The 19925-nt window shown below is 47.1% G+C and carries 12 protein-coding genes and 1 pseudogene; 3 read left to right on the forward strand and 10 right to left on the reverse strand.

Annotated features, from left to right (window positions below):
- Nucleotides 1-65 precede the first annotated feature (65 nt).
- From ACJJIP_RS11005 to ACJJIP_RS11045, 9 genes and pseudogenes are all read right to left on the reverse strand, one after another.
- Complete coding sequence (locus ACJJIP_RS11005; RefSeq protein WP_444945112.1) at nucleotides 66-1592, reverse strand: efflux transporter outer membrane subunit; 1527 nt, start codon at nucleotides 1590-1592, stop codon at nucleotides 66-68.
- Nucleotides 1570-2691, reverse strand: coding sequence for an HlyD family secretion protein (locus tag ACJJIP_RS11010; RefSeq protein WP_444945113.1), 1122 nt, complete (start codon nucleotides 2689-2691; stop codon nucleotides 1570-1572). The genes ACJJIP_RS11005 and ACJJIP_RS11010 overlap by 23 nt, the downstream gene beginning before the upstream one ends.
- Before the next feature lie 2 nt (nucleotides 2692-2693).
- On the reverse strand, nucleotides 2694-2906 hold the full coding sequence (locus ACJJIP_RS11015; protein WP_169337146.1) for a DUF1656 domain-containing protein: 213 nt from the start codon (nucleotides 2904-2906) through the stop codon (nucleotides 2694-2696).
- Between the two features lie 17 nt (nucleotides 2907-2923).
- Nucleotides 2924-5104 (reverse strand): FUSC family protein, encoded by a 2181-nt coding sequence (locus tag ACJJIP_RS11020; RefSeq protein WP_444901671.1) that lies wholly within the window; start codon nucleotides 5102-5104, stop codon nucleotides 2924-2926.
- Nucleotides 5105-5487: 383 nt separating this feature from the next.
- Nucleotides 5488-5874 (reverse strand): hypothetical protein, encoded by a 387-nt coding sequence (locus tag ACJJIP_RS11025; protein WP_444945114.1) that lies wholly within the window; start codon nucleotides 5872-5874, stop codon nucleotides 5488-5490.
- Nucleotides 5861-6265: pseudogene (locus ACJJIP_RS11030) on the reverse strand (transposase); the annotation flags it as partial. The pseudogene ACJJIP_RS11030 and the gene ACJJIP_RS11025, both read right to left, overlap by 14 nt.
- A gap of 384 nt (nucleotides 6266-6649) precedes the next feature.
- Nucleotides 6650-8182 (reverse strand): hypothetical protein, encoded by a 1533-nt coding sequence (locus ACJJIP_RS11035; protein ID WP_444945115.1) that lies wholly within the window; start codon nucleotides 8180-8182, stop codon nucleotides 6650-6652.
- Between the two features lie 840 nt (nucleotides 8183-9022).
- Entirely contained in the window at nucleotides 9023-11197 is a 2175-nt protein-coding gene (locus ACJJIP_RS11040; RefSeq protein ID WP_020415241.1) for a malate synthase G, read from the reverse strand.
- Nucleotides 11198-11386: 189 nt separating this feature from the next.
- Entirely contained in the window at nucleotides 11387-12322 is a 936-nt protein-coding gene (locus ACJJIP_RS11045) for a LysR family transcriptional regulator (RefSeq protein WP_020415240.1), read from the reverse strand.
- Between the two features lie 114 nt (nucleotides 12323-12436).
- Between ACJJIP_RS11045 and ACJJIP_RS11050 the strand changes: the two genes are divergently transcribed.
- The 3 genes from ACJJIP_RS11050 (at nucleotide 12437) to pta (ending at nucleotide 17671) form a co-directional block, all read left to right on the forward strand.
- The gene (locus ACJJIP_RS11050; RefSeq protein WP_444945116.1) at nucleotides 12437-14035 is read left to right on the forward strand and encodes an isocitrate lyase; all 1599 of its coding nucleotides are present in this window, start codon (nucleotides 12437-12439) and stop codon (nucleotides 14033-14035) included.
- A gap of 259 nt (nucleotides 14036-14294) precedes the next feature.
- Nucleotides 14295-15503, forward strand: a complete 1209-nt coding sequence (locus ACJJIP_RS11055) for an acetate kinase (RefSeq protein ID WP_020415237.1) — start codon at nucleotides 14295-14297, stop codon at nucleotides 15501-15503.
- Between the two features lie 2 nt (nucleotides 15504-15505).
- Entirely contained in the window at nucleotides 15506-17671 is a 2166-nt protein-coding gene (gene pta, locus ACJJIP_RS11060; RefSeq protein ID WP_444945117.1) for a phosphate acetyltransferase, read from the forward strand.
- A gap of 24 nt (nucleotides 17672-17695) precedes the next feature.
- Here the strand turns inward: pta and ACJJIP_RS11065 are convergent, their stop codons facing one another.
- Nucleotides 17696-19921: an acetyl-CoA hydrolase/transferase C-terminal domain-containing protein gene (locus tag ACJJIP_RS11065; RefSeq protein WP_444945118.1), complete on the reverse strand. Its 2226-nt coding sequence runs from the start codon at nucleotides 19919-19921 to the stop codon at nucleotides 17696-17698.
- Nucleotides 19922-19925: the final 4 nt, after the last annotated feature.

The raw sequence follows: 19925 nt of genomic DNA on the forward strand, positions 1-19925 counted from the left end.
TAAAGTTAGTGAGCCCATTCTCAATTGAATAATCAAACAACTGAATCTGGATTAATAGTAATGAGTTAATCTAAAAGCTTATCCCAGTAATGAGTACGTCTAAGCATATCCTCTATAGTTTCCTCTGGTAGTAATTCTAAAGGCATAAGTCCATCATTTATTTGCCACCCTCCCCCAAGAGACAAATATACCTGCACCAGACTTGTTGCCACTGCACCCTGTGCGACAACAAGTATATCCTGCTGATTAAGGTTGGAAACCAAGGTTGTAATGACCGTATTAAATTCTATCTCTCCACCTATATATTGTGTAAATGAGAGGTCTACAGATTCCCTCGATGCCTGAGCAGCCGTTTCATAGAAAACCTGTTGCTCTTGTGATTTAAGATAAGCAACTATTGCATTTTCTACATCCACCTGCGCTTGTAAAACAACTTGTTGGTAGTCTGAAACAAGCTGTTGGAAGGTTGCATCCTGTAACCGGACATTATTACGCAGTCGTCCATAATTAAAGATATTCCAATCAAATTCCAAAAATATATCCCATGCATCGCTACTACCATTAAGCTGCCCCCCTCTGATATCGATCGCTCCGATCAACCCCCCAATCGAAAAGTTTGGGTAAAGCTCAGCTCTCGCAACGCCAATCAGTTCCCCCTGAGCAGCAAGTAGGCGCTCTGCCTGTCGGATATCCGGGCGCTGCCTTAAGAGATCTTGAGGCATACCAATAGCTGTGATTGCGGGTACATGAGGTACCGTTGGCGATACGGAAAGTATATCGTTCAGACTATGCGGAGGCATACCAAGCAGTATTGCCAAGGTATTTTTTAGTTGCTGGAGAATAATTTCCAATCCGGGAACAGTAGCTTCTGTATTACTCAGTAAAGTTTGTGCTTGTTCAGCATCCAATGCACTAACTTCACCTGCTTGAAATTTCACTTCTGCAATTCTTAAACCTTCTCTCTGTATACGAATATTTTCTCTTGCTACTTCAATTCGACGCTTGACGGTGCGTATATTGATATATGTCTGAGCTACTTGCGCAATGATAGAAATGAGTAGCCCATCATATTCAGCCATACTAGCTTCAAGATCCGCTGCAGCCGAGTTCACCAAACGCCTCAGCTGCCCCCACATATCCAACTCCCAAGTTAAATTAAAGTTAAGATAATATTCACTTTGTAGGTTTCCAGTTATTCCCGAGCGAACGTATTTTGAACGATCCACAAGCCCTTCAATTTGCTGTATTTGTGGATATTGATCTCCAATTGCGATAGCCAAAAGCTGTTGCGCTTGCAGTGCCCTGAGAGCAGCAGATCTTAACTCCAGATTATTTTCTATTGCTTGGGCTACAAGCTCATCCAGTACCGGGTCAGAGAAAGCCGATTGCCACCAAAAGGGATTGACCGCCTCCAGGATATCTAGGCGTTTATCATTTTGGTAAACCCATGAATCCTCAATGGTTACGGGGGGTGGTACATAGTCTGGGCCCAGCATACAGCCGCTGCCAATAAATAGATAAATAATGCCCAGAGCCAATCGTTGGCTTATAGAGCTTATATAGCTGGAGTTATGGAGAGTGCGCCGCTTCATCTTGTTCGGCGCTCGCAGTATCGCTCAATATGAGCACTGAACTGGTAAACCCAACACGAAGATCAACAGACTCAGGCCTTTCCGTCAAGTGAACTCTCACAGGAATCCGCTGTGCTAGACGAATCCATTCAAATGTTGGGTTTACCCTTGGCAGCAAGTCATTACCAGAAGTTCCATCATCCTGCGCTATCCCCCAGCCAATACTCTCTACATAACCCTTGAGGGGCCTATGGGGATAAGCCATCAATGTTACAATTGCCTTATCCCCTGGCGAAATTCGACGGATAAAGGTCTCTCGAAAATAGCCCTCTATTCGGTAAGTACTAACATCTACTATTGATAGTGCCGGTTGGTTCGCTACAGCTTGATCACCATAGCGAAAGTCCAGATTTGTTACATAACCCGAAACTGGCGCAGTAACAGTTGTGTACTCAAGATTGAGTTCAGCTTGTCGCACCATCGCAAGAGCTGCACGCACACCTGGATTATCCGCTCCAAGAGCACCAAGTTGCGCCCGGACTCTCGCCAAATCTGCTTGTGACTGCTCTAAAACAGCTAAGGACTCAGCGAGGCTGGCCTCTGCACCCGCACGATACTCCACAGAGGATTCATAATCAGCTTGCGCAGCCTGAAGGGACCGCACCGAAGTGGCACGTTGAGGAAGTAATTCCTGTTGACGCTCAAACTCTGCTCTGGATTTCATGATTTCCGCATCCAGAGCATTGATATTACTCTGAGCCAGGTCTATTGCTGCAGAGGATTCCCGCAGTCTGGCTTCATAAGCCAGAATATTTTCCCTTTGTGCGTTATAGGTATCAATTGCCTCTTCATATTGAGCCCGGGCTTCCGCCAAGGCAGCCTCATAGATTCTTGGATCTATTTGGAATAGGAGTTCGCCAGCATTGACAAACTGGTTATCTCGAATTGGTAATTCTACTACTTGACCAGAAACTCTGGGAGTAACCTGAATTATATCCGCTTGGACTTTCCCATCTCTTGTCCACGGATTATTAAGGTATTTCCAGAACTGGAGAACCAACGAAAATAAAGCAAGGAAAACCATACCTCCCGTCAGTATGTATTTTCTATGCTTTTTCACCCTCATATACCCACAAATACCGACCCAATAAAGACTGAGTAAATTATGCTCAACGAAATAACTACAATTGGCGGATTTGCAAAGTATCTAGAGAGACGATAACGATCCAGAACCCTAGCAGTAAGTAATGCCGCCATAACTCCAAGTACGCCTGCAACCAGAACAGGAGAAATAAAAAACCCACCTATAGATACATCATGAGGTACCTTTTCCATACTTTTACCTATTCGGTTCAGAGGCATCTCTCTTCACAGAAGTATTTCCAGTCCACTGATTCTGACAAACGAAAAAATTCAGCCAGATAGTTATTTATACAATGCGTAACACCCAAAAAATACAAGAAATTAGACACTCCTTCTTTTGACTGTTCGCTACACTCTCTAAGCTCCATTAGTTCGCCGACATCGACGTTGGCCCTATCAAATATCCGCCTATACCCTCTCTTTAATGAGTCGATATGAATCCTTCGTTTTCTACCTGACAAATAAAAAAATATTTTTCCTGCTAGACACCGCCATATGAATGCTTCTCGGAGCATTCTTTTTGTCGCCACTAAATTCATTTTTGACCTATCAATTCCATATAAAATTTTTACTTGATTGGCGACCAGCATAAGCAAATCAATAATCCTCCGCATTTGATCAGTAGACATACCCTTAATAGCCTTTTCATTGATTCCCTCTTTCCAATAGAGGATATTCTTATGTGAAATCATAACGATATTAAGATGATATAAGACATATAGCCGATGGAATATCGACCGATCTTTTAAACGTTGTATATCGCCCTCAACCACGAGACGAGCAGCACTATCAAGAAGCCTATCTATATTTTTCTTGAAGTTTCTCTCTGGGTGTGAGGAAAAGGGAATATTTCTTGATATAGCTAGTATGCAAAAAATTATCGCCAAGACAAATATATAGTTTGTATATACAACAAAACTATAAACTTGATCATTATTAAAATTGAATATGATCTGCGGAAAAATAAGAACCAAAGTCCTTATCATAGATTGAGCGCCAAAATACTTATTCGCAAAGTAAGAGATAACAAAAGTCCAGACAAAGATCATCGACCCCAAAGCATAATACCCAGGAAGCTTGGGCATTAAAAAAAAGTACAATGGCGCAGACATTAAACAAACTAGAATCGTGTAGGCACAAGTTTCAAACAATCTAATTTGTGGACTAACAGCAGCAATGATTGCTATGATTGTAATCAACAATACAACTAGCAATCCGCCAATCATATCCGGAACAAACAAATAAGCCAGATAGGAAATCCATATACCAACAAGCACACGAACAACATTGGCAAGCCTATCCGGATCAGGCATCAGCAAACCAAACCAATATGCGCCCTCTTCACCAGGGAATTTCAAATACGAACTCCCTAAACTTTTAATATCATTGACAGAGCTTATTAGTGCTCGAGTTTCAACCTCTAGATCATTTAATGAACGTCGTGTCACGGCTATTGCCGCGGTCTCTGAGGTTGATAGCTCCTTTACCTTATCAATATTTCCTCTAATCACTCTCTCCTGAGCACTGCCTGCTAACTGGTCTTCAGCAATGGCGAAGCGCAACCTCTTAAATCGGCTCTTCATATCCTCCAAATAGTCTTTCATTCCCAGAAGAAACTTCATTATTCCCAGATCACTGGATAGAGCCAGACCTTCTTCTAATTTAAGCAACGACTGGGTAACCGCTGTTGCACGACATCCCAAATGATTCCACTGCCTACGGCATTCCCAGATTTCGTAACTGTCAGAACTGGCATCATTAATTGCAGTACGTAAGCGTGCATCTGCTTTTAACAGTTCAACTCTCTTTTCTCTACGAATTTTCACCTTTTTTCGATCTAGAATCCTTGTAAAACACCTATCTGCAAATGCGCGGTGAGCATCTAGTAGGGAAACCGCGGCTTGATGTAGTTCTTCACGGCTACAATTCGGCCATATCAGCACAGCGACTAGGCCATAGACGATAATACCAAGCAATGACTCCTGGATACGTAAAATGCCTTCCTCATAGGAAATTGATAAGTCACCTCCTGTCGCATCCCATAACAATAAGATGACATAGCCACAAGTCATCCAAAAATATTGGTGCTTTGATCTCTGCAGAAAATATACGCAGCTTGCAACCCAAGTAGAAAGGGCAATCATAAAGAGCCAGCGATCCTGGGGAAACAACGCAACGATTATCCAGCCGCCTAATAGCGCAAAAAGAGTCCCCAAGATCCACAAAATGGCGCGATTTAAGGATTGCCCAAGATTTGCTTGGCTACACACAATAACTGCAAATCCACCCCAAAAAGGTTTCTCCCAATTAATACCCATTGCAATGGCATAAACAATTACCAGAGCCAGCGCAATTTTTATCGACTCTTTCGCATTACGAGACAGGTGCAACTTTATCTCCGAGAATTTTCACGATATAGCGGTTACGCCTTTTTATTCAATGACGCCAAAATACTAATTAACTACGGGATTGTTTATTTGACAGGAAGAAGTATGGCATATAAGGAAGCAATAAAATCAGGGATTTATAAATAGATATGGCGAGTATGGACTGTATTATAAAGTGTCAATGGGGGTTGATTGTCATCAAAGAGCGTCAGAATTTTATACTTCAATACTCTATGACTGATTGGTGAAAAGGTATGCCAATATAAATAATGACATGCAATCCTGAGAGCAAACATTGGACATATAACTCTTAGGCAATGGGATGAGAGAAATTAAAATACAATGACGACTAAACCCATTCAAAATATATATTCCCCTTTTTCAGCTCAGATCTCCGGCGTAATTACCACCTTAAATGGTATGCCACTAGAATCTATAAACTTAACTTCTGCCGGGGCATTATAAGAGGTAATTAGTGTAGGAGTCGCCAAATTCACATAGCCATTACTTTCTTGATACTCATATATACTTGCGACTACACGAAGCTGGCCTTCAGGTGTTTGTTCTTCTAATAATTGGAGCTTAATTAATTTATCTAAATGTATTTCACTTTCTACATCCCCTTCATTTAGCAGGTGTAAAGAGGCCAATTTAGCACCATTGGGGATTGTATCTACTTTTAGCACCATAGGTGATGCAGTGCTAAATAATGCATATACAAATGTCGACATAACAACCACAATAGCAATTTCTATATGCTTATATACACCCACCAATCCTCGTTCTCTTTTCCTTATCAGGCTCTTTTTCCTTCTCAACCAAAAGAATACTTTCTGGCGTCATGGAAAATGCCGAAGCTATGGATTTTTCTGACCCCCGGGAAGCACTTTCGGTCTTCTCTAATCTCTGCACAATCCTTAGACTAATGGAAAATACACCGGCCAAGTGTTGCTGGCTCAAGGCTTGCAACCAAGCTACTTGCTCTTCCCAAAATTGAAGCCATCTCCAGCAAGCATTCGATGATAGATAATAAGAGGGAGGCTCTTTCCTTCTTGCGCTTAAGCTCAAAACCCATAAAATATCTTCAAAACAGGCTCGGTTATCAATGGGTTTCGGGCCACCCTTCCCACGTTTTAGCTGGGGAAGGCAAGGATGAATCACTTTCCACTGATCGTCGGGCCAACTCTGACTTGAATCGGCTCACAACTACTCGTCTTTTTACTCCGAGAGTGTGCGAAAATAGTCGATTGCTAGTTATGAAGCAGCCTCTAGTACATTATTATAATGATTGCACTACCAGAGTAAAAAGTGTAATGGCCGCATACCGATAGCCACACTTGAAGGTGGAAAAGCATCTGGGGAGAGGGTTGTAAACTGAATTTGGCCTGACAGAGCACTTCCTGAAAAACCGATAAATGTCAGATCAACTCTAAACCACTATACTTAATGGGAATGTGATATTAAGGCCAGCTTTATCTACATAAATGTGTATTTACGAGATAAGATCAACCCTACTTACTTTAAGAGGAAGTGGGGCTGATCAGCACTTTAATAATTAGAAGTTTGCAGACGAACTACACCTCCAAAAGTACCCGATATTATTTCGCCCTTACCCCCAATTTGAGCAGCCGAATAAACACTATTATATTTCTCTCGATATCCTAACGGAATATGAAACACACTGTCACCCGTATCCCAATTCACAGCCTCTAGTGTCCATATACCCTGTCGCTGCCCCCAACAGTAAACTAAATTAGAGGATTCGCTCATGGTCGGCACGCCATTAGGACAGCTTATTTCTTTATTCGCCCAAAGACTACTCAAACTGCGACTGTAAGAATTCCAATGAAATTGCTCGATACCATAGGGGGCATTTTCAGGGAAATTAGAAAACAACACCGTAAGCCTTTGGGGAACACCCGGCAATCGCGAAAAATCCCAGCCATAGTCATTATTAACAACAAATGCTCGATCACCTCGAACCAAGACCGATTGCTCAGATATACTCCTTGTCGCATTGGGATTACCAAAAGTAATAGGAATTTCCGCTGCAATTCTTCTATCTTTCTCTTCAGAAATCGGTTTCCAATCCATCGGTATCTGGTCTCGCCACATCACCACCAGATTCATAAGCTCCTGACCATCAGTAAACACTACCAGCTTATCATTACCCGCATTCATTAATGTGGGCGTGGAGCCGGAACCAATTCCCAGTCGACCCGGCCAAGGTGTCTCTCCCCCAGCTTCATAGGCTGCCTTCCAGGCTCCTTTTCCTTCGTCGGCGCTCACCCTATCTCCAGACCACTGAAATCGATACATCTTTTTACTGGAAACAACATAGATACCTCCTTCTTCATCTATAGAGATTGAGTTTGATACCTCCTCACCTTCATCAACCTTTGTATGATAGAACTTATCTAGGCTTCTATTGATTACCAATACCAACCCTTTGGAAGTTGCGAGACAAATATAACCATCGTAAGTCATATTCACCCCAACAATTACTTCACTCTCAGCAGTCAAAAGCTCCTCAGGTATATCAAACTTTTTATATAGATTTATACCCGATCCTGGGTCGCCCTTTATTGCATCCCCATAAACCAACAAACTTGAGCCATCCGGCACATAAAATTTGTAATCTTTATCCACAAGGACATATGCACCAGAGAGCCCTCCTGTCATTTCATCTTTTAACTTTGTATCAATCCTATTTATCTGGTTTCCACTCATGTCCATTTTAAAAACAGATCCAAGTGTACTTCCCCAAACCACTCTCTTACCATTTACTTCATAGATTGGAGAGTAAGCAAGGATAATTGGAACAGGTATCGTTTCAGAGAGCTCCTTTTGAAGGCTTGCAATATCATCTAACTCTATACCTTTTAAATATGAAGACCCCTGGTTGTAGGGATTTCTATGGCTCATCGGCCAGGGAGAATCAGCCAAGAATAGGTTCTTTGGTGGATCAATAATCGACTCCGCAATTGCTATATTGAAAAAAATAGATGCAGAAAAAAAATTAATTAAAAATGCGGTTCTTAAACACCGAATCAATCCAGGAAACATCAAAACATCCTCCATGTTTAATTAAACACCTAACTATAAAGCAGGGAAAATAAAACACTAAGAACTCCGAAACCCCTCCTTAAGGCTTGGCTTCTCTACAAAATATTGCTCGAGCATCCTCTAGCCAATATTACGAGGAAACTAAATTTAGGGAAAGTGCAACTTATAGAGGCGCCCCTCTTTTTGCAACAGAAACTGAAATATACTATAAAGAAAACCACTTGAATTCAATGTGAAAGATTATATAGTCCTGGTTATTATTCTCTACAAGTAGCTCCTTAAGCTTTTCATAATACTTGATAGCTTAAAGCATTTCATTAAAGATTACTTGGTGTCTTGAACAACACACCAACTTTGATAGATATCATTTTTTAAACTGATATTGTTGGAAACTATTTCGTAACTCTAATTCAGCTGACCTTAATGAAATGTGATTTTTTCGGTTAGCAGGTATTCTATATGTATATATTACAGATAAATAAATTGAAGGCTCTCTTATTATTTGGGTGTTTTAAAATTACGGAACTGTTTTTATCCCAAAATTATAGAATAACTATATCTTACCCAACTTATAATCACTGTCTCCAAGATCTATATATGTCAAATAAAATACTAATTCATTCAGTATTTTAGTAAATGTCTCCCGGAAGGCTAATTGCTAGATTCCCGGGATATACGATCTTACGTCAATTACCTCTGCACCCCTTTCCTTGTCTAGTAGGTATTTCTTATCAACTTCCCCATAGAGAGGAGGGTACTGACGACCGCCTTAGCTCGTTAAAGTATGCGCTAGATTTGATTTCATAATGATTTGACCAGTAAAAAGACCCCTTAAGGGGTCTTGCAGCAAAATCATCATGCATTTAGAGCCTTAAATTCCCGCCTGCGACGATGCAGAACCGGCTCAGTATAACCATTAGGCTGCGCACAACCCTCGAAAACCAATTCACAAGCAGCTTGAAAGGCAATGCTTTTATCGAAGTCAGGGGCCATATTATTGTAGTTGGAATCACCCGCATTTTGGCGATCTACTATCGCTGCCATACGCTCCATGGTTTCTCGCACCTGCTTCTCACTCACGATGCCATGTTTCAACCAGTTGGCAATATGTTGGGAGGAAATACGCAGAGTTGCGCGGTCTTCCATCAGGCCAACATCGTTGATATCCGGTACTTTGGAACAACCTACACCCTGTTCTACCCAACGTACAACATAACCAAGTATCCCCTGGGCGTTATTATCCAGCTCTAGCTGAATCTCTTTGGCGCTCCAATTGGTATTATTAGCCACGGGTACGGTAAGGATATCTTCCAGCTTGGCGTGATGGCGATGCTGGATTTCTTCTTGACGGCGGTTTACATCTACCTTGTGGTAATGCAATGCGTGCAGTGTCGCGGCAGTTGGAGAGGGAACCCAGGCAGTATTGGCACCGGCCATGGGATGGGCAAGCTTGGCGTGCATCATAGCTGACATTTGGTCAGGTATTGGCCACATTCCCTTACCGATTTGAGCCCGGCCCTTTAAGCCGCAGTTTAAACCAACATCTACATTCCACTCTTCATAGGCATTGATCCAGGTAGACTGTTTCATATCGCCTTTACGAATCATCGGACCAGCAAGCATTGAGGTATGGATTTCATCGCCAGTGCGATCGAGGAAGCCGGTATTGATAAATACCACACGCTCTTTAGCTTCGGCAATACAGGATTTCAGGTTTACCGTGGTACGACGCTCCTCATCCATAATGCCCATTTTTACAGTGAAACGCGGTAGGCCAAGGACATCTTCAATACGATTGAACAGGATGTTGGCAAAAGCCACTTCTTCCGGACCATGCATCTTTGGTTTCACGATATAGATACTACCGGTACGGGAGTTCTTAATCTCTCCATCGCCGCGTAGATCGTGTAGCGCGATCAGGCTGGTAATCATGCCATCAAGGATGCCTTCAGGAATCTCCTGGCCATCACCAAATAAAACAGCATCATTAGTCATCAGGTGGCCGACATTGCGTACAAACATGAGGCTGCGACCTGGCAAAGTTAACTGATTGCCATTTGGAGTAGTGTACTCACGGTCGGCATTCAAATTACGCTCAAAGGTCTTGCCACCTTTATTAATGGTTTCTTTCAGGTCTCCTCGCATAAGGCCGAGCCAGTTACGATAAACGACAACCTTATCCTCGGCATCGACCGCGGCAACGGAATCTTCGCAGTCCATAATGGTGGTCAAAGCAGATTCCAGCAGCACATCTTTTACACCAGCATCGTCAGTCTTACCGACAGGGCTTTCCCGATCTACCTGAACTTCAAAGTGCAAGCCGTGCTGTTTAAGCAGAATACAACTGGGCTCTTCGCTGTCACCGCGATAACCGACAAACTGTTTACCATCTTTGACGGTGGCGATATCACCATTCGCCAGTACCACTTCCAGCAGGGAGCCATTTACGCGGTACTGCACAGCATCTTTGTGGCTGCCGCAGGTAAGTGGAGCAGACTGATCCAGGAAGTTGCGAGCAAACTCAATAACTTTGGCACCCCGTACAGGGTTGTATTCGGTGCCTTTTTCCGCACCGCCCTCTTCGCTGATCACGTCAGTTCCGTACAGGGCATCATACAAGCTGCCCCAGCGGGCATTGGCTGCATTGAGTGCGTAACGGGCATTCATCACCGGCACCACCAACTGTGGCCCCGCAAGAGTGGCAATCTCTTCGTCGACATTTTCGGTAGTAGCGGCAAAATCAGCAGGCTCATCTACCAGGTAGCCAATTTCACGCAAGTATTCACGATACCCTTCCAGGTCGCGAACACCCTCGGGGTTCTCTGTGTACCAACGATCCAGGGTTTCCTGGAGTTCATCACGCTTTTGCAGTAATTCGCGGTTAACTGGCGCCAGATCACGGACGATGGCATCGAGCCCACCCCAGAATTTATCGGCATCGACCCCGGTTCCTGGAATCACCTCCTCGCTAACCAGATTGTATAGTTCCGGTGCGATTTGCAGATTACCGATTTGGACTCGTTCCGTCATACCCTGGGCCTCTCGCTAATTGTTGGAATTACGGCATTCTAAACAGCCATTTCGACATACCGCTAATTTATAGGCGCAATTTCCACTATTCATAGATCAAATTTTTATGAATGCGGTTGGCGCGTGAAACCTTACCAGTAAAACTACGCATTCACCTACAAGGCGCATGCTTCCTTACTCACCAGTCACTTACAGAGCCCGACCGATATCCAAGATCAGGCGGCGTAACCAGCGGTGCGGCGCACTCTGCTGCAATAAGGGGCTCCAAGCCATTTTCAGTTCCAGAGGTGGAATATCCAGGGGGGGATCCCTTCGCACAACCCTCGGATTATCGCTGGCCAGCTGCGCCAGCCGGGTGGGAACTGTCACTATCAAATCGCTCTGTTCTGCCAATAGCATGGCTACCTGATAGTGGCGTGTAAACACGGAAATATCGCGCTTTTCCCCCAAGCGCCCGATAGCCTCATCCACCCAGCCTAGCCTCTGAACATCCTCTGGGTTTACCCCTACCCCAACCCCCATGCCCGTTTTACTGACCCAGATGTGCTGGGCCTTCAAATAGCTTTGCAGATTGTAGTCTTCAAGCATGGGGTTATCTGCCCGCATCACACAGGAGAAACTGTCTCGCCACACAGTAGCCTGATGGAAGCTCTGCGGCATGCTGTCAAAGCGGTTGATTACCATATCCACTTTGCCCTGCTCCACATCAACGAAACTCACATCACTGGGGGTCATGATATCCAGGCTGATTCCAGGAGCATCATCACGCAGCTGCTTGAGTAGCGGCGGAATCAAAGTGGATTCTGCATAGTCACTGGCCATGATTCGAAATGTTCGGCGTGTATTCGCCGGATCAAAATCCCGATTAGGCTGAATCACCCGATCGATACTGGACAGGGCTTCTCGCACCATCGGCTGCAACTCCAGGGCACGCTCGGTGGGCATCATGCCCTCGCGAGTGCGTACCAGAAGGGGGTCATCGAACAGCTCTCGCAGACGCTTAAGGCCGTTACTCATAGCTGGCTGGGATAGGCCTAGATAGTTTGCCGCACGGGTTACATTACGTTCTCGCAGCAGTACATCAAGATACACCAGCAGGTTCAGGTCAGCTCTTTCCAGTTGCATACATCATTCGCCAGATCGATAGTGAAAATAAAATCAATAAATTAGGCAAATTATGCCACTCCTCCTAAGATACTCAACACCTAATCGCAGTCACCGTTTTAAGGAAACACTGTCATGTCCACCTACACTCAAGACATCGACGCGGTAGCTAAGCTCCGTGACAGCAAAAGCGGCACTTGGGACGCTATCAATCCCGAATCTGTTGCCCGTATGCGCGCCCAGAACAAATTCAAGAACGGCCTGGATATTGCCAAGTACACTGCCAATATCATGCGCGCTGACATGGAGAATTACGACAAGGACACCTCCAAGTACACTCAGTCTCTGGGTTGCTGGCACGGTTTCATCGGCCAGCAGAAGATGATTTCTATAAAGAAGCATTTCGAAGGCAATACTGACCGCCGCTATCTGTACCTGTCCGGCTGGATGGTAGCTGCACTGCGCAGTGAATTTGGTCCGCTGCCCGACCAGTCCATGCACGAGAAAACCTCTGTTGCACACCTGATCAATGAGCTGTACACCTTCCTGCGTCAAGCAGATGCTCGCGAGCTGAACGACCTGTTTCGCGAATTGGATGCTGCCCGCGAGGCCGGTAACAAGGCTGCCGAGAAGGCTGTACAGGACAAGATCGACACCCATAAAACCCACGTTGTACCAATCATCGCTGACATCGATGCCGGTTTTGGTAACGCGGAAGCCACTTACCTGATGGCCAAGCAAATGATCGAAGCGGGTGCTTGCTGTATCCAGATCGAGAACCAGGTTTCCGACGAAAAGCAATGTGGCCACCAGGACGGTAAAGTGACCGTTCCTCACGAGGACTTCCTGGCCAAGATCCGGGCTGTTCGTTACGCGTTCCTGGAGTTGGGCGTAGATAACGGAGTTATTGTTGCCCGTACCGACTCCCTGGGTGCCGGCCTGACCAAGCAGATCGCTGTGACCAAAGAGCCTGGCGACCTGGGCGATCAGTACAACGCTTTCCTGGACTGCGAAGAAATCGACGCTTCTGAACTGGCTAACGGTGACGTTGTAATCAACCGCGAAGGCAAACTTTTGCGTCCTAAGCGCCTGGCTTCCAACCTTTTCCAGTTCCGCAAAGGTACCGGCGAAGCTCGCTGCATCCTGGACAGCATCACTTCCTTGCAAAATGGTGCTGACCTGATTTGGATCGAAACCGAGAAGCCCCATATCGGCCAGATTGGCGGCATGATGGATGAAATCCGTAAAGTCGTTCCCGATGCGAAACTGGTTTACAACAACAGCCCATCCTTTAACTGGACACTGAACTTCCGTCAGCAGGTTTTTGATACCTGGAGTGAAGAAGGCAAAGACGTATCCGCTTACGACCGCGCCAACCTGATGAGCGCCGAGTACGACGACTCTGACCTTTCTGCAGCAGCTGATGAGAAGATCCGTACTTTCCAAGCCGACGCGGCTCGCGAAGCAGGCATCTTCCACCATCTGATCACCCTGCCAACTTACCACACTGCAGCCCTGTCTACCGACAACCTGGCCAAGGAGTACTTCGGTGAGCAAGGCATGCTGGGCTACGTGAAAGGCGTTCAGCGTAAAGAAATCCGTCAGGGCATTGCCTGTGTTAAGCACCAGAACATGGCAGGTTCTGACATCGGTGACGACCACAAAGAGTACTTCGCTGGTGAAGCTGCCCTGAAGGCTGCTGGTAAAGACAACACCATGAACCAGTTCGGCTAAGCCCTCTTTATATACCCAAAAGGTATGTTTAAGGCGGCGCCAGCCGCCTTCTTCTGATAAAAGCTGACGATTTCTCTCAGCCTGAGAGTTAAGTTTCTGCTGAAGAAGTACAGTTGAAGCAAACTGCGCTTTAATCTCTGCATTTTAAATTTGGGCCGCAATCGCGGCCCTTTTTTATTCTCACCCCCAGCCATGTTTTCAAAAGACTTTTGCGCCAACTTGGCTAGCCTTAGGGTATATACGCAGGGACACCCATCCTATGCCCAACCCCGGCTTAGTACTAATTCTGAACTGTGGCAGCTCCTCACTGAAGTTTGCCGCACTCGATCCATTCAGTGGAGAGGAATACTTATCAGGTCAAGCCGATGCCCTGGGAAGTTCCGGGGCAGTTCTCAATTGGCGTTATTGCAGTGAGGACAACAGCCAGCCGCTCTCCCCAAGCGATGACTGCGAAAGTGTGATTGGTTGGCTGGTTGAGCGGTTTGATGGGACTTGGCTCGGACTAAAAGCCCGTCTGCTCGCCATTGGCCACCGGGTGGTCCACGGCGGCGAGTTATTCGCAGATTCAGTATTGATAGACCAGCAGGTCCTGACCGCAATTCGCTCCTGCTGCGAATTGGCACCACTGCACAACCCGGCTGCTCTGCAAGGGATCCAGACTGCCCTGATCGCTTTTCCCCAAGTACCCCAAGCTGCCGTGTTCGATACAGCATTTCACCAGGGTATGCCGGACTATGCCTACCTCTACGCACTGCCCTACCGGCTATACCAGGATCACCATATTCGACGTTACGGCATGCATGGGAGCAGCCACCGCTATATTGCCGAGCGCAGCGCCGAGCTATTGGGAAAACCAACTACTGAGGCCAACGTAATTTCCGCACACCTGGGTAACGGCGCTTCCATTGCCGCTATCAAAGGCGGGCACAGTGTGGATACAAGTATGGGACTCACGCCCCTCGAAGGACTGGTAATGGGTAGCCGCTGTGGCGACCTGGACCCAGGCCTGCTATTGCACCTTGGAGAATCCCTGGACTATTCCCTGGCCGAGCTGGAACAGCTGCTGAATAGAGAGAGCGGCCTGCTCGGCCTATCCGGTTTGAGTAATGACTGTCGCGAACTGGAAGAGGCAATGGAAAACGGCCACGAGGGAGCCCGCCTGGCCCTGGAGGTATTCTGTTATAGATTGGCTAAATATATCGCTGCCTACACTGTGCCCTTGCGCAGGGTCAGCGCCCTGGCATTTACCGGGGGCATTGGAGAAAACTCCTCCTGGGTACGCCATAGGACCATTAGCTGGCTTAGCGCACTCGGCTATCAACTGAATCAGGAGCGCAATGAGGCAACCCGCTTCGGTGCCGAGGGGCTCATATCCAAGGCGGGTACGCTGGATATCTTTGTAATCCCAACCAGGGAGGATTGGGTAATCGCCAGGGATGCCGCAAGGCTCGCATCTGAGGTGCGCTAGAAATGTCTCATCGCACTCGCACACTGATGCTCGTTCCCCTTGCCGCTGGAGTCGGAATTACTTCCGTAAGCCTGGGCTTAATTCGGGCATTGGAGCGTATCCAGGTGGAAGTTAAATTCTACAAGCCTGTGGCCGAGCCGCCGCCTCCAGACGGTACCATTGAACGGACCAACGAAATATTGCGGCAGGTTTCCAACCTGGATATTCCACGCTCCTTCAGTGCCAAACATGTTGAGTCCATGGTCTCTACAGGGAAAATGCCAGATCTGTTAGAAGAAATACTGGCCCGATATCAAAGCGGCGGCCAGCATGCAGACGTGACCGTCATCGAAGGCGTACTACCCAGCAGTGAAAATCAGTTTGCCAACCAACTCAATTACCAGATTGCCAAGACACTGGATGCGGAAGTAGTACTGGTAGCCTGCCCTCATGGTGGAGATATCAGGCAATTGCGAGAGCGGTTACAGTTCGCTGTTCACTCCTTCGGCGGAGAAAAATCCAACCGTGTAGTGGGCTGCATTATCAATAAGGTTGGAGCCCCTGAAGAGCAAACTGATACTCCCGGTGCTCAACCGGCAGGTATGCGTGCCGGACGTGAAGATCCCGCAGAAAACAAAGTCACAATCACCAGGGAATCCCTCTACCGGCAAACCCCTCTACGTATTGTCGGCTGTATACCCTGGAATGCAGATCTTCTGGCTCCCCGCGCATTAGATCTGGTGCGGCATTTCGATGCTCAACTTATCAACCGGGGAGAATTGGAGACCCGGAGATTACACAATGTAACTTTCTGCTCCCGTTCACTCCCCAATATGCTCAGGCGATTTCAGCCCGGGGCTTTGTTAGTTACTTCTGCCGATAGACCTGATGTAGTCACCGCGGCCTGCTTGGCAGCTATGAACGGGGTAAAAATCGGATGCCTGCTGCTAACTGGGGGTTATCGGCTGGATCGTGAAGTCCATAAACTCTGCACACCAGCAATGGAGACCGGCCTGCCAGTAATGCTGGTAAGTGGCAATACTTGGCGCACTGTAGTGGACTTACAGACCTTCAACCTGCGTACACCGGCAGATGACCGTGAGCGGGTGAACCGGGTGCAAGATTTTTTTGCCAGTCACCTGGATGAAAACTGGGTGAATTCTTTGAGCCAGGTTTCCAACCGCCCCCGGAGACTTTCCCCTCCAGCCTTCCGATATCATCTGACGGAACTGGCCCGCCGAAAAAAAAAGCGTATTGTACTTCCCGAAGGTGAAGAGCCACGCACCATCAGGGCAGCATTGATTTGCACCGAGCGCGATATTGCCGAACCTATTCTGCTCGGCAATACAAAAACCATTGCCAGGGTCGCAGAGCAGCAAGGTCTAACACTCTCTGACAAAATTCACATTACCGATCCGGAAACTGTGCGTGACAATTATATTGAGCCCATGGTGGAATTGCGTAGGAGCAAGGGCCTGACAGAAGTGGTCGCAAAGGAGCAGCTCCATGACAATGTAGTACTCGGCACTATGATGCTGGCTCTGGATGAGGTCGATGGACTGGTATCCGGGGCTATTCACACCACCGCCAATACCATCCGTCCCGCTCTGCAGCTAATAAAAGCCGCACCGGGTGAAGAGCTGGTTTCCTCTATATTTTTTATGCTGCTGCCCGAACAAGTTTTGGTTTATGGGGACTGCGCGATTAACCCCGACCCAAACGCAGAGCAACTGGCAGCGATTGCTATTCAGTCCGCCGATTCAGCGAAAGCATTTGGCGTAGAGCCTCGTGTGGCCATGATCAGCTACTCTACAGGAACCTCAGGCAGTGGCTCAGATGTAGACAAGGTTCGCGAAGCAACCGAAATTGCCAAACGCAAAAGGCCCAAGCTGATCATCGATGGCCCCCTACAATACGATGCGGCCGTTACCGAAAATGTAGCCGCTCAGAAAGCACCACATAGCCCTGTTGCTGGACGTGCAACGGTATTTATTTTTCCCGACTTGAATACAGGCAACACAACCTATAAAGCTGTGCAGCGCAGTGCGGACTTGGTCAGTATTGGCCCCATGCTGCAGGGGTTGCGCAAACCGGTGAATGATTTATCCCGCGGTGCCCTGGTCGACGATATTGTCTACACCATCGCACTCACGGCAATTCAGGCGCAACAACGTGATTATCAGGGTTAAAAACAATACTAAGCAGGCAACGACTTACTCCCAACGCAGTGGGCGGCGCCTGTCGATGTGATTCCGTAATGCAGCGGCAACAATGTAAGCTTCCAGGCGGTGCTCGTAAGTTTCGGTATGATCGTAACCCATTCGCGCCAAACAACGCTGTAACCACTCAGTGCCTGTCGACTTGTCATGCCACACTTTACGTCCCTGGATCACTGCCATCAGCATTCGCCACCAGCTGCGATCCGCCGCACGCAACTGCTGCAATGAGACTGCAAGCAGGGCCTCCTCATCAGTGAAATCTGTACCCAGGGGATAATAAGGCAATATCGCCAGTGTGCTTTCGACGGAGAAAATTTCAGTGATATGTTCCGGGGTGTTGTTATTAAAAGACTGCGGGATGACAAAACTCTTTTCGATTTTGCCGGCGAATTTTGCCTGCTCCAACAATACTGCCTGGAAACGGCTATCACAAATACTCAGCATGGAAACCATTACGTCCCGATCGGTTTTTCCGCGCAGGTCCACTGCGCCATATTCAGTAACCACTACATCGCGAAGGTGCCGGGGAATAGTGGCATGGGGGTACTCCCATACAATATTGCTCTCGCATATACCACCGCGCACACGAGTGCTGGGTAATGCAATCACCGAGCGTGCTCCCGGCAACGCAAATGCCTGAGCAACAAAATTGTACTGGCCACCCACGCCACTGACGACCTGGTTGTCCACCAGCGCATCTGAAACCACTGCGCCCCCCAGCGTGACCATCATGGCGGAATTGATAAAGCGAGCCTGTTTACGTTGGGCGCGCTTCAGTTCTCCCTGGGACTGCAGATCATTGGTGAAGTCAATGGCGGTCATATCAATTCCCGCGCGCTCATCAGGAGAAAGATCCCGCAGCTCCCGATACATTAATTCCGGCCCCAAGTAGAAACCTCCATGCAACCAGATCCCGCCGCGCAGTTTCTTATTCAGGCAGCTGCCAATCAGACGTCTGCGGCCATGCTCGCTGTGCAGGTCACACTCTTCTTCCTCACCGTCAGGCGTTAATAGCTTGTGCCCGCGCCAACTGTAGCTGGGGTCGACTATACCAAAGCGTTGTAAGAATTCTGTATCTTCGGGAGTGAGAGGACAACTGATACGACCTGCATTCTTCAATCCGAGCAAGGTTTCCTCATTTACGGTATGGGTGATTTCATCCCCATCCAACAACTGTTGCAGCCCAGCATCCTGATAAACCTCCCGGGACAAAACCCCCGCCCTGCGCAAGTGCAGAAAACCATGGGGCACCATTTCACTTGCGCCATACAAACCCTGCTTAAAACTTTCCAAAAGCAGCGGAAGATCTTTCCGGTAATGGAGTGATTCACGATCAACCAGCTTTTCAATGATACTTCTGTAATGGGCATTTTCTTTATGCCGCAAACGCAGTGCATGGCAGACCGCATCTCCCAAAGCCCCAATACCCACTTGCAAGGTTCCTCCATCGGCGACCATGCTAGCAATATGGAATGCGATACTGTATTCGGTAAAGCTGACCGGGATAGCCGGGGCCGCGAATAAAGGGGTATCAAAAACCTCTCCTTCTAGCAGCAGGTCAAACTCACTCTCTTCCAATTCACTGCTACCGGTCATATAAGGCAGCTGCGGATTGACCTCCCCCACTAAGAACAACCGATGATCTTTCCGATTGGCTGTCAGTTTCAACAAAGGTAAAGTCAAATCGGGATTACAGCTCAAGCTGTAACGCCCTCCCCCCTCCATCGGTGCCACCATCTGGGCAATAACATTCACTCCAAAGCGCAGAAGATCTTCAGGCACCTGGGTGTAATTCGCACTTACATAATGTCGCTGGGCATAGTGATTTCCCAACAGTGCACCTGGCTCCATAAAGAATTCAATAACATTAATATTTTTTGGTAGATGTTCCTTTCTGCGTGGTGAGACATACCCCAGGTCCTGGTAACTACTGTATAAACGATCCAGTAATGGCTGGATAAAACGACGACTGATATCGCTGTCCCCCTGAGGCCGTTCCAGTGTGAGAGCCGTAAATATGGTCAGGGAAATTGAGGGATCGGCAACAGCGCGGGCATAAAGAGCGTTGGCAAAATGGTTGGCCTTACCAAGTCCAAGAGGTAAACCCAGTACAACCTTCTTGCCAACTTTTGCCAACAGAGCATCAATACACTCCTCGACACTGGCGAAGCGTCTTGGAGCCTCTTTGGAAGAGCCTTCCATGGACTTTTTTTGTTCCACGTAG

This window comes from Microbulbifer variabilis, from assembly GCF_052467165.1.

Coding starts and splice junctions, on each gene's coding strand:
- ACJJIP_RS11005 (WP_444945112.1), bottom strand. CDS start 1,592: ATGAAGCGGCGCACTCTCCATAACTCCAGCTATATAAGCTCTATAAGC.
- ACJJIP_RS11015 (WP_169337146.1), bottom strand. CDS start 2,906: ATGGAAAAGGTACCTCATGATGTATCTATAGGTGGGTTTTTTATTTCT.
- ACJJIP_RS11035 (WP_444945115.1), bottom strand. CDS start 8,182: ATGGAGGATGTTTTGATGTTTCCTGGATTGATTCGGTGTTTAAGAACC.
- ACJJIP_RS11040 (WP_020415241.1), bottom strand. CDS start 11,197: ATGACGGAACGAGTCCAAATCGGTAATCTGCAAATCGCACCGGAACTA.
- ACJJIP_RS11045 (WP_020415240.1), bottom strand. CDS start 12,322: ATGCAACTGGAAAGAGCTGACCTGAACCTGCTGGTGTATCTTGATGTA.
- ACJJIP_RS11050 (WP_444945116.1), top strand. CDS start 12,437: ATGTCCACCTACACTCAAGACATCGACGCGGTAGCTAAGCTCCGTGAC.
- ACJJIP_RS11055 (WP_020415237.1), top strand. CDS start 14,295: ATGCCCAACCCCGGCTTAGTACTAATTCTGAACTGTGGCAGCTCCTCA.
- pta (WP_444945117.1), top strand. CDS start 15,506: ATGTCTCATCGCACTCGCACACTGATGCTCGTTCCCCTTGCCGCTGGA.